Origin of the sequence: Limnobacter sp. SAORIC-690 (assembly GCF_002954425.1) — a bacterium.
In the GTDB taxonomy this organism is placed as follows: domain Bacteria; phylum Pseudomonadota; class Gammaproteobacteria; order Burkholderiales; family Burkholderiaceae_B; genus Limnobacter; species Limnobacter profundi.
Window position 1 is genome coordinate 1,594,518 of the sequence record NZ_MQVZ01000001.1, and the last position, 10,364, is coordinate 1,604,881.

Below are 10,364 nucleotides of genomic sequence, written 5' to 3' on the forward strand. Positions count from 1 at the left end.
TCAAGGCATGCGTAAAGTGTTCATGTTGCTTCGGCTGGTTATTCACCTGCTGTACGGTTTTGTGGTGGCTTTGGTGTTTTGGCCGATGTTGGGCAAGGCTCTGAAAGAGGCAATCGAGAAGCGATGGGCCCGCCAGTTGCTGGGTATTCTGAATGTGCAGGTGAAGGTGGTGTATGAATCGCCTGAATCGAATTACGCCATTCACAAACCGTGTTTGCTTTACAGCACGCACGTGTCCTGGTTGGACATTTTCGCGTTCAACAGCATTCACCCGGTGACTTTCATTGCCAAATCTGAAATATCAAAATGGCCCATTGGTGGTTTGCTGGCCAAGCGCAGCGGTACACTTTTTATTGAGCGTGGTAAGCGGCATGCTGTTCGCGATGTGATTCACGCTGCCGTCAAGGTATTGGGTACAGGGCGTTGCGTGGCTGTATTCCCGGAAGGTACAACCGGGCCTGGGGATGCACCCTTGCATTTTCACAGCAATTTTGTACAACCTGCGATACAAGCCAAGGTGCCTTTGTTGCCTGTCAGCTTGCAGTACTTCACCCCCGATGGAAAGTTTTCTACGCAGCCTGCATTCATCGGCGAACAAAGCTTGCTAGAGAACATTCAGGTGTTGTTGAATAGTAAAACCGGGTATGTGGTCCAGCTGTATATTCACGCGCCGATCAACCCAGAGGGGCGCACACGGCATGAACTAAGCGATGAAGCGCATGAAAAAATACGCGCGCTGTGTGGCAAGACCAGCGCGGCTGCTTGAATTCAGGCAATGGTAGGCAGGGGTGGCTCGACTGCGTCTACCTGAATAATGGCCTCGTCTTCCAGACGAAGTGCAGTAAGTTGACCGCCCCACACACAACCTGTGTCCAGGCAGTAGCCTGCCTTGTTTTTCAGCTGGCCCAGTGTGGACCAATGCCCGAACAAGATTGGGCCTTCTCCTGAAAATTTTCGCGCGAGTTCAAACCAGGGTTTCAGTTCGGGGGGGGCGTCGGCTGGCTCTAGTTTGTATTTGAAGTCGATTTTGCCGTCGTCGCGCACCATGCGCATGCGGGTAAATACATTCACAATCAAACGCAGGCGGTCGAACCCTTCTAGCGCAGGGTCCCAGCGATTGGGCTTGTTGCCGTACAGCTCGGCCATGAAGGTTTGCCAGTCCGGGCCAGACAACACATTCTGTACTTCTTCGGACAATGCCAGGGCATCTTCAAAACTCCATTCCGGCAATATACCTGCATGGGTCAGCAATCCGTTATTCAAAGTATTTTGTGTAAGTGGCAAGCGCAGGGCCAGGGGTTGGCCTCGCAGCCAGTTCACCAATGCTTCGCCATCGAGTGCATTCACTACCTCAGCAATGGTGTCGCTTTCATGGCTGCGGCCACTGTTGCACCACAGGGCGAGTAAGTGCAAGTCGTGGTTGCCCAGCACGGTGTGGGCCCTTTCGCCAAGGCCATGCACAAACCGCAGTGTGTCCAGCGAGCGGGGCCCGCGGTTGACCAGGTCGCCGGCAAACCAAAGCACATCGGCCTGTGGGTTGAACTGAAGTTTGTCCAGCAGTTTCAACAAAGAATCCAGACAACCTTGAACGTCGCCAATCACATAGTTGGCCATAATGAAAACAAACCAAAACGACGAAAGTAGTATTATGCCTTGAGTCCAAGTATTCAACGCATTCAGTAAGACAAGGCCTTAGCGTTTCCTTTTTCCTATTTTGACTATTTCAGGTATTCAACCATGAGCATCTCCTCATCTATTTTCAAAGCCTATGACATTCGCGGCATCGTGGACGACACCTTGACCGAAGACGCTGCCTATTGCGTGGGCCGTGCCTTGGGGCAGTTGGCATTGAGCCGCGGCAAAAACGAGGCGGTGGTAGGGCGAGATGGGCGTTTGAGTGGTCCACGCCTGTGTGGCGCACTGGCCGATGGTTTTCGGGATGCGGGTGTGAGTGTGGTGGACGTGGGCATGGTGGCAACCCCGCTGGTTTACTTTGCCACTTTCTTGCTGGGCAACGGCACCGGAGTGCAGGTGACCGGCAGCCACAACCCCCCCCAATACAACGGCCTGAAAATGATGGTGGCTGGAGAAACCTTGTATGGCGAGACCATTCAAGGCTTGTTGACATGGATTCAAACCGAGAAGCCCGTGCGTGGCGTGGTGCCTGGCGTGCAGCGCGGTGGCTACCGTGAACTGAATGTGTGGCCTGATTATTTGAGCAATATTCTGGGTCACATCAAACTGGCACGTCCCATGAAAATTGCCGTCGATTGTGGCAACGGCGTGGCGGGTGCATTTGCAAAAACACTGTATGAAGCCTTGGGTTGTGAAGTAACAGAGCTGTTTTGCGAAGTGGACGGCAATTTCCCGAACCACCATCCCGACCCTGCACACCCGGAGAACCTGCAAGACCTGATTGCTTGCGTGAAAAACGGCGATGCTGAAATTGGTTTGGCCTTTGACGGCGACGGCGACCGCTTGGGCGTTGTGACCAAAGACGGTGAAATTATTTATCCCGACCGCCAGCTTATTTTGTTTGCCCGCGATGTGATTGCCCGTAACCCTGGTGCCATGGTGATTTATGACGTGAAGTGCACGCGCCACGTGGCCAAGGCTGTAAAGGCCGCAGGTGGCGAGCCTTTGATGTGGAAAACCGGGCACTCGCTCATCAAGGCCAAGTTGAAGGAAACCGGCGCTCCTCTGGCAGGCGAGATGAGCGGCCATGTGTTTTTCAAGGAACGCTGGTTTGGCTTTGACGATGGTTTGTACGCGGGCGTGCGTTTGCTGGAGATTTTGTCTCGTGGCAGCAACCCCAGTGCTGAACTGAATGCTTTGCCCAATTCATCGAGCACACCCGAATTGCAGTTGCAAACTGCTGAAGGTGTGAACTTTGACATTGTGAAGCGCTTGCAGGCCGAGGGTAAGTTTCCAAGTTCGGAATCGGTCAACACCATTGACGGTGTGCGGGCCGAGTATGCCGATGGTTTCGGGCTGGCGCGCCCATCCAACACAACACCTGTCGTGGTGATGCGTTTTGAAGCCGACAGTGATGCTGCGCTGGCTCGTATTCAAGGCGAATTCAAGGCTGCCATTTTTGCGGTGGCTCCCGATGTGAAGTTGCCGTTCTAAATGACCCACGCAACAGACCTTGAGATTATTGAAGTCACCCGCCGCTGGGTAGAGCAGGTGGTGGTGGCCTTTAATTTGTGCCCATTTGCCAAGCGCGAGTTGGTGAAAGACCGTGTGCGTTTTGTGGTGAGCAAGGCCAAGGATGAAGCCACGCTGCTGGACGAACTAGCCCATGAGCTGGCTTTGTTGAATGTGGACGAAGCCGTGGAAACAACACTTTTGATTCACCCGCAAGTGCTGCAGGATTTTTACCACTACAACGATTTTCTGGAAGCGGCCGATGAGTTATTGGTCGATATGAATCTGGAAGGCGTTTACCAGGTGGCCAGTTTTCATCCGGATTACCAGTTTGGCGGTACCGAGCCCGACGACGTTGAAAATTACACCAACCGTTCGCCTTACCCCATATTGCACCTGCTGCGCGAAGACAGCTTAAGCGAGGCCATCGACAATTATCCCGAGGTGGATTTGATCCCCGAGCGCAACATTGATTGCATGAATGAACAGGGTCTTGAGAAAATGCAGACGCTGTTGAATGCGTGTTTGAAGGGCGCTGGCGGGAAATAAACAACAGGGTGTTAAAAATAAAACAACACCGTGCATGAATTGGGTGTTTTGCTCTAATTGAGCACCTCGATTACAAGCGTTTACCGGAAAGCAAAGCGGCGATTATATTTCGCGGTTTTTGAGGTTTTACTCTAGTCCAAAACCTTGGATGTAACTTTGGAGTTTCGAGGAAAGCCTCGAAAAATGGGCTTGCAGGTAAATCGGAGTGCTTGCAAACTGTGGGTTCACATCCCTCCTCTTTTGCTTCTGAGGTTTGCCCGATTAACCATATCGGGCATTTTTTTGCCCTTTTTCTGGGCACAATTTCCCAATTCAAGTAGCATTGCGCCTGTAACAAACAAGCGAAACTGCCGTGGCCACTTACACCGTCAAAGAGATGTTTTACACCCTGCAGGGCGAAGGTGCTCAGGCAGGCAGAGCGGCCGTTTTTTGTCGTTTTGCCGGGTGCAATTTGTGGACTGGTCGCGAAGAAGACAGGGCCACGGCCGTGTGCAAATTCTGTGACACCGATTTTGTGGGCACCGATGGCGTGGGCGGTGGCAAGTTCAAGGACGCCGTAACGCTGGCCAGGGCCATTGCAAACACTTATCAAGGTGGGCAAGGCACAGCGAAGCCCTATGTGGTATTCACCGGTGGCGAGCCCACCTTGCAACTTGACACTTCTTTGATTGACGCTGTGCACGCGAATGGGTTTGAAATTGCCATCGAGACCAACGGCACCTTGCCTGTGCCTTCGGGTGTCGACTGGATTTGCGTCAGCCCCAAGTTTGGCAGCGAGCTGGTACAAACCAGCGGCCATGAATTAAAGGTGGTGGTGCCACAGTTGGGGCAGGACTTGAATGCCCTGGGTCGATTGCAGTTTGAGCACTATTTTGTGCAAGCCATGGACGACTCCGACCCTGTCAAGAAATCCAGAAATTTGCAGGTGGCCATACAAACCTGTTTGGACAAACCCCAGTGGCGTTTGAGTGTACAAACCCACAAAGTAATTGGAATGCCATGAAAGTTTTCAAACAATTCACCTTCGATGTAGCGCACCAGTTACCCGATTGGCCGGGTTTGCACGGCCACAGCTACACTGCCGAGGTGTGGTTTGAAGGCCCTGCCACGGATGGCTATGTGGTGCCTGAAAGTCTTTTGACCCAACATGTGGGGGCGGTGCACAAGCGGCTTGATCATTCTTATTTGAACGAGTTGATTGAGCTGCCCACTTCAGAAAACATTGCCCGCTGGATTTGGGATCAACTTCGCCCGGTGGGGCCCTTGATCAAAGTGAAAGTATTTCGCGGGTCGATCGGGTTTGGGGTTGAGTTTGATCTTGAGGATGCGAAGGCGGAAGGCCGGGCCTGAGGCTGCGGTTTCTGGCCAACTCGGCGTGGGTTGTCTTTAGCGCGCTTGCGTGGCGACTTTAGAGCCAAACTTGAAGGGTCACCGCTGCCCGAAAACTTGGCATTTCGGCTTGTCGTCTTGAGCCTGCACTAAGCCAAGCCCTCCAAAAGTAATGGTCGGGTCTTGGCTTTCGCGCCATAGCGCGATCGTTAGTCTCGGCGCGCCAAGCCGGCAAGTTTTCTGACTGGTCATCGTGCGACCCATTGCAAGTTCAGCTCCGAGTCACCGCTGGCGCAACGCCCAATCGGCGGCGGTGTTTCGATCGCCTCGCCTTCAAGAAAACCTGCCCTTGTGTGCCGAGCTGGGCCGGTGTTGCCCAGCATGGGCGACAGAGAACGAACCCGACCCGCAGTTTAGGAGGGTCGTTCTCAGGCATCGCAAGGCTCAGCAAGGGAGAAACAGGTTTTCTGGCGAAAGATCGGAACCCAAGCCAATTGGGCGATTAAGAGGCTGCGAGAGATCGGAGCCCAAGCCGATCGGGCAGTTAAGCGGCAGAAGAGAAATCGCAACCCTAGCTGTCACGCCAGAATTTTCTTCGCCTTGTCGCTTGTAATTTGCTGGGCCCACACAAACTGGCGTGAATCATCTGCCGTCATCGGTCGAGCCAGGCCAAAACCTTGCAGTTCAAGCACACCCGACTCAATCAGGAAATCACGTTGCTCGGCGGTTTCAACGCCTTCAGCGACAACTCCCAAACCCAGTGCCTGAGCCATCGCCAACACAGTGCGTGACAAAATTACACTGTCGGTTTTGTTGGGCAGGTTGCTGACAAATGATCGATCAAGCTTGATCGACTGAACCGGCATTCTGTGCAGTGTGGCCAGTGAGGAATATCCCGTGCCGAAGTCGTCGATCGACAGGGATACTCCCAACTCATGTAAACGGTTCAGGTCGTGCAGCACCGTTTCCTGATTCTGCATCAACACGGTTTCAGTCAACTCAAGTTCAAGCAGCCTGGGGGGCAATGCTGTTAGTTTAAGTACCTTTTCGACTGTGTCACAGAGTTTGCCATCCAGCAACTGAATTCCCGATACATTCACTGAAACGCTAATTGGATTCTTCAGTTTCTTGTTGGTGTCTTTCAGCCATTTGCAGGCCTTGCGCATCACCTGTTCACCCATCGGAATGATCAAACCGGTTTCCTCGGCAATCGGAATGAACTGGGCCGGTGGAATCAATTCACCTGTGCGGGAACGCATCCGTGCCAGCGCTTCAACCGAACAAATGGAACCATTGGCGTTAAAGCGCGGCTGATAATGCAATTCGATTCGATCGTGCAAAATTGCATCGTGCAAATCGTTCTCAAGATCCACTTTGGTCTGTAGGGTTGCGCTCATGTTGGCGTGGAATACGCGCACCGTATTTTTGCCGGCTTGTTTGGCCTGGTACATCGCAATATCGGCATGTTTCAGCAGGCCTTCCACATCGGTGGCATCGGTGGGAAACAGGGCCACGCCGACCGAGGCACCCACATAAATTTTCTTTTCACCCAACTCAAACGGTTTTTTGCTGACTGCGTCCACGACCTTTCGGCCCACATTGAATGCGGTTTCCTGGTCGGCAATGTAGGGCAGGGTAATGACAAACTCATCGCCTGACAAACGGGCAACGATGTCTGAACTGCGCACCACGCTGCGCAGCCGTTTGGACACGGCGATCAGCAAGTCATCGCCGCGGTCATGCCCAAGCGTGTCATTCACCGCCTTAAAGCCATCCAGGTCGATAAACAGCAAGCCCAGCTTGAAATCCTGAACCTGGTCATTGCCCAGTAGTTCTTGCAAAGTTTGCGACAGGGCCAAACGATTGGGCAGACCCGTCAATGGATCATGCGTGGCCTGATGCCGCATTTTGCTTTCATTGCGCTTGATGGAGCTGATGTCGGTGAAGAAAATCGAAATCAGTTCATCGCTTGGGTAGGCTTTCACTTGGTACCACATTTCGTTGGCAGGGTCCTGCCACTGGAATGTTTCAGGTTGCATGCTGCCTTTGGCCTGATTCACATACTTGAACAAAGGCGTTTTCTTCAAGTGGGGGGCACGTTCCCACACCATGCGACCCAGCAACAACGGCGCAGTTTTACCCAGAAGTTCAGCACCTTTTTCATTGAGGTAATTCACATAGCCATTCATGTCGATGGCGAAAAACGCATCATCCATCGATTCAAGAATGTTGTTGATGCGTTCTTCACTTTTTAACAACGCTTCTTCAAGATGAATATTGCTTGAGCGCCCAATCAGCAGTATGTCTGCGCCGATGCAGGCCGCCGTCCAGTCGAAGTACACCACATCGTTGAATGTGTTGCGCAGGCGGAAGGAGCCGTCAGTAGAGCCTGTCTGGTATTTTACCTGGTCGAGCAGTCGCTTGAATTGACCCACATCGGTGCGAAACACCAGGTTGGACGCGTCCAGGTTTTCCAGTTGCTCGCTGCTTTGTCCCAAAAACTCTTCCAGTGAGGGGCTCAGTTTCTTGATGCGCCCCTTGTCGTCGACATTTAGCAACACACTGTTGGGAATTTTTTTGTCGATGCTGTCGGAGAAATCGGAGCGTTGTTCCGGTGTATTGACCGCAGACACGGCGGGTGTGGACAGTTGGGTGTTTTTTGCGTCGTGTTCCTGAATTACTCCGAACTCGCCGTGCGCCAGCATTTGTAAACGCAACCACTGCGAGTTGACTTTGACATGACCTGTCCAGCCTTGTTGCCGGTGCAATGCATTTGAAAAAGCGCGATAAATGGCCATGCCGTAGCGATTCACAATCAGTTCACTGCCCGATTTGAATCCCAGCTCTTGTCGGAATAATTTGCTGGCTGCGATGAGGCTTAATTCCTCGTTAACATGACCCAGCAGGGCATAACGCGAGGTGCCGCTGTCCAGTAGCTCATTGATCAGCGGATCATCAAGAACATTGCTCAGGCTCATACATCGAACCTCGAGAGCCGTTTTTCCATTTCGCGCATCAACTCATCGGAGCGCAATATGGTTTGTACCGTGCTGGCCAACGTTCGGAAGGCGCTTTCCGTGCGCGCTTGCATCCCTTCCATGGCACCCAGCACTTCCCAACCCTGACGTTGATTGCCATGACCATTTTCTACCCACTGATGTGTGGCACGGTCAATGGATACCAACTGGTTCTCAATGGCGCTCAAGCCGCTTTTCAGCACATCCATCCGGGCCATGAAGCCGTTGGTGCGTTCGTTCAGATTGTCCAGCGTACCCAAGGTCGCTTGCACCTGCTGTGCTACAGCAGGAGACAGTTCTTTTTGAAACTCCTTGTGCAGGGCCTGCATCTGTTGACTGGAATCAAAAGCCTGTTTGCTGATGCGTTGTAATTGTTCCAGGGATTGGTTCAGTTCATTGAGCAGATCAAAACTGTCTTCGGTGACTTTCTTGGACAGCTCAGCAGTGCTTTGTCCCATGCGGGTTTGGTTACCCAGGCTTTGAACAAAGTCGCGCAGCTTTTTGGAAGCCTGTGAGCTCTCTTCCATTTGTTGTGTATTACCCGCACCCAGTTCTTTGGCAATTTGCGACAATTCGCGAATATCGGCGCGAAGCATTTTGAATGCAGCCACCACAAACGCCATGTTGTCTGCATAATCATTGAAGACCTGCCCCATCGGCGACATGCGGCCTTGCTCATCGGTTTGAGCACGCACACGCAGGTTAATACCCTTTTCCTTGTCCAGATAGGCTAACAGTTTGGCGCCTTCTTCTGCGGCCAAAGCATGTTGGCGAAGCGTTTGCGCGATGACTGAGAGCAGCAATACAGCCACAGCCACGTAAAAGCCGTGAAGAGCCACTGCGGGCATGCCCGAAAATGGACCGCGGAAGATGTAGCATTCAAAACCCGCCTGCTGCAGCATGTCGAACACAATGTGATGGATCACGATAAACAAGCCCATGCTGAGCAAGGGGCGAGTGTCCCGGTAAGCCAGCATCACTGGCAACAACATGAAAAAGCTGAAGTGATACTCAAGCAGTCCGCGTGCCAGGTGCACGTGCAGTGCGCCCATGCCCACCAGCAGTGCGGCGTTGATGTGCATGGTCAAAGGCTGTCCCGCGTGCCAGCGTGTAATCGCCAGGCTGCTCAGAAAAAGCGGAATTCCCCAGCCCAGCGCTTGGACCAAATTGTTGTAGGCCAGCCCTTCGAGGGTGGCAAACACCAGGCAGGCAAAACTGACGATCACGCACAGCCAGTCGGCGTTGATCCGGATTGAGGCAAAGTCAGTGGCGTTGGGCGCTGCGCCGGACAGTTTGCTTAGAAAAGTAAAGAAGCCGTGGGAGGGTAGCTGCACCGGAGCGTGGGAAGCTTGTTGGTTCAGGGCCGAGTGCTGGGCGTGCATGGTGAATTCTCGAATGTAACTTTGTCCAAATGTTAAATTCGAGAATACTGGAAGTCATTTGTAATCAATCACCTGAATAGAGTGGATTTTCACCCCTTCAGAATCGTTCTTCGGGTGTCAGCAAACGCCACTGGCCCACCGGCAGGTCGCCCAGCATCACTCGACCAATCCGGACACGTTTCAAGCCCACCACTTTCAGGCCGACGATTTCACACATTCGGCGAATTTGCCGCTTTTTGCCTTCGTTCAAAATGAAGCGAAGCTGGTCCTCGTTTTGCCAACTGACGCGTGCGGGTTTGAGAGCTTCGCCGTCCAGGCTCAGGCCATAACGCAGCATTTCAAGTCCACGGTCAGTCAATTCGCCTTCTACCCGCACCAGGTATTCTTTTTCCACTGTGCTGTTGGCATCGATCAATTGTTTGGCGATTCGTCCATCTTGGGTCAGTACCAGCAAACCCGTGGAATCAATGTCCAGACGACCTGCTGGTGCAAGGCCTTTGAGCATGGCGGGCTGAAATGGAGTCGATGTTTTCCGGTCGGCCTGATTCTCAAGGCTTAAGCATTCCATGGCGGCTTTGTACCGGCCCTCGGGTTGCCCTGAAACCACACCGATTGGCTTGTGGTAAAGAATGGTGACCTGCTTGCCGAGTACATTTTTTGCGCGTGCATCCAGGTCAATCGTGACAGTGGGCAGCACCTTGGCCCCCAGCTCGTCAATCACTTTTCCATTGACGCGCACCCAACCGTTTTCAATCAGGTAATCTGCTTCGCGGCGCGAACAAAGACCTTTCGCAGCCATGATTTTGCTCAAGCGTTGTGGTTCAAACGGGTCGAGCATGTCCAGTGTGTTTGTGCCGGTGACCTTGCTGCGGCGAGGCCGTGCTGCACCGGCAGCCCGGGGCACAGGTGCACTGCGCATGGCCGCGCGGTTGCGGTCGGG

The 10,364-nt window shown here is 53.0% G+C and carries 9 protein-coding genes; 5 read left to right on the plus strand and 4 right to left on the minus strand.

What is annotated here, in order from left to right; all coding sequences use genetic code 11:
- Nucleotides 1–7 precede the first annotated feature (7 nt).
- On the plus strand, nt 8–766 hold the full coding sequence (locus BSZ31_RS07620; RefSeq protein WP_105028243.1) for a 1-acyl-sn-glycerol-3-phosphate acyltransferase: 759 nt from the start codon (nt 8–10) through the stop codon (nt 764–766).
- Between the two features lie 2 nt (nt 767–768).
- Here BSZ31_RS07620 and BSZ31_RS07625 read toward each other — a convergent pair whose 3' ends face one another.
- Nucleotides 769–1,614: a symmetrical bis(5'-nucleosyl)-tetraphosphatase gene (locus tag BSZ31_RS07625; protein ID WP_105028244.1), complete on the minus strand. Its 846-nt coding sequence runs from the start codon at nt 1,612–1,614 to the stop codon at nt 769–771.
- A 123-nt stretch (nt 1,615–1,737) separates the two neighbouring features.
- Between BSZ31_RS07625 and BSZ31_RS07630 the strand changes: the two genes are divergently transcribed.
- From BSZ31_RS07630 to BSZ31_RS07645, 4 genes are all read left to right on the plus strand, one after another.
- On the plus strand, nt 1,738–3,129 hold the full coding sequence (locus BSZ31_RS07630; protein ID WP_105028245.1) for a phosphomannomutase/phosphoglucomutase: 1,392 nt from the start codon (nt 1,738–1,740) through the stop codon (nt 3,127–3,129).
- A complete protein-coding gene (locus BSZ31_RS07635) occupies nt 3,130–3,696 on the plus strand; it encodes a DUF1415 domain-containing protein (RefSeq protein WP_105028246.1) in 567 nt (188 codons plus the stop codon).
- Nucleotides 3,697–4,048: 352 nt separating this feature from the next.
- The gene (gene queE, locus BSZ31_RS07640) at nt 4,049–4,699 is read left to right on the plus strand and encodes a 7-carboxy-7-deazaguanine synthase (protein WP_255411422.1); all 651 of its coding nucleotides are present in this window, start codon (nt 4,049–4,051) and stop codon (nt 4,697–4,699) included.
- Complete coding sequence (locus tag BSZ31_RS07645; protein ID WP_105028247.1) at nt 4,696–5,046, plus strand: 6-carboxytetrahydropterin synthase; 351 nt, start codon at nt 4,696–4,698, stop codon at nt 5,044–5,046. Before queE ends, BSZ31_RS07645 begins: the two co-directional genes overlap by 4 nt.
- 557 nt (nt 5,047–5,603) lie before the next feature.
- Here the strand turns inward: BSZ31_RS07645 and BSZ31_RS07650 are convergent.
- The 3 genes from BSZ31_RS07650 to BSZ31_RS07660 form a co-directional block, all read right to left on the minus strand.
- Complete coding sequence (locus BSZ31_RS07650; protein ID WP_105028248.1) at nt 5,604–8,003, minus strand: bifunctional diguanylate cyclase/phosphodiesterase; 2,400 nt, start codon at nt 8,001–8,003, stop codon at nt 5,604–5,606.
- Complete coding sequence (locus BSZ31_RS07655) at nt 8,000–9,424, minus strand: hypothetical protein (RefSeq protein WP_105028249.1); 1,425 nt, start codon at nt 9,422–9,424, stop codon at nt 8,000–8,002. Before BSZ31_RS07655 ends, BSZ31_RS07650 begins: the two co-directional genes overlap by 4 nt.
- 97 nt (nt 9,425–9,521) lie before the next feature.
- On the minus strand, nt 9,522–10,262 hold the full coding sequence (locus BSZ31_RS07660) for a pseudouridine synthase (RefSeq protein WP_206018650.1): 741 nt from the start codon (nt 10,260–10,262) through the stop codon (nt 9,522–9,524).
- Nucleotides 10,263–10,364: the final 102 nt, after the last annotated feature.

What these genes read in the sequence shown, in the direction of transcription:
- BSZ31_RS07620 (WP_105028243.1), top strand. Translation starts at nt 8, where the DNA reads ATGCGTAAAGTGTTCATGTTGCTTCGGCTGGTTATTCACCTGCTGTAC.
- BSZ31_RS07625 (WP_105028244.1), bottom strand. Translation starts at nt 1,614, where the DNA reads ATGGCCAACTATGTGATTGGCGACGTTCAAGGTTGTCTGGATTCTTTG.
- BSZ31_RS07630 (WP_105028245.1), top strand. Translation starts at nt 1,738, where the DNA reads ATGAGCATCTCCTCATCTATTTTCAAAGCCTATGACATTCGCGGCATC.
- BSZ31_RS07635 (WP_105028246.1), top strand. Translation starts at nt 3,130, where the DNA reads ATGACCCACGCAACAGACCTTGAGATTATTGAAGTCACCCGCCGCTGG.
- BSZ31_RS07645 (WP_105028247.1), top strand. Translation starts at nt 4,696, where the DNA reads ATGAAAGTTTTCAAACAATTCACCTTCGATGTAGCGCACCAGTTACCC.
- BSZ31_RS07650 (WP_105028248.1), bottom strand. Translation starts at nt 8,003, where the DNA reads ATGAGCCTGAGCAATGTTCTTGATGATCCGCTGATCAATGAGCTACTG.
- BSZ31_RS07655 (WP_105028249.1), bottom strand. Translation starts at nt 9,424, where the DNA reads ATGCACGCCCAGCACTCGGCCCTGAACCAACAAGCTTCCCACGCTCCG.
- BSZ31_RS07660 (WP_206018650.1), bottom strand. Translation starts at nt 10,262, where the DNA reads ATGCTCGACCCGTTTGAACCACAACGCTTGAGCAAAATCATGGCTGCG.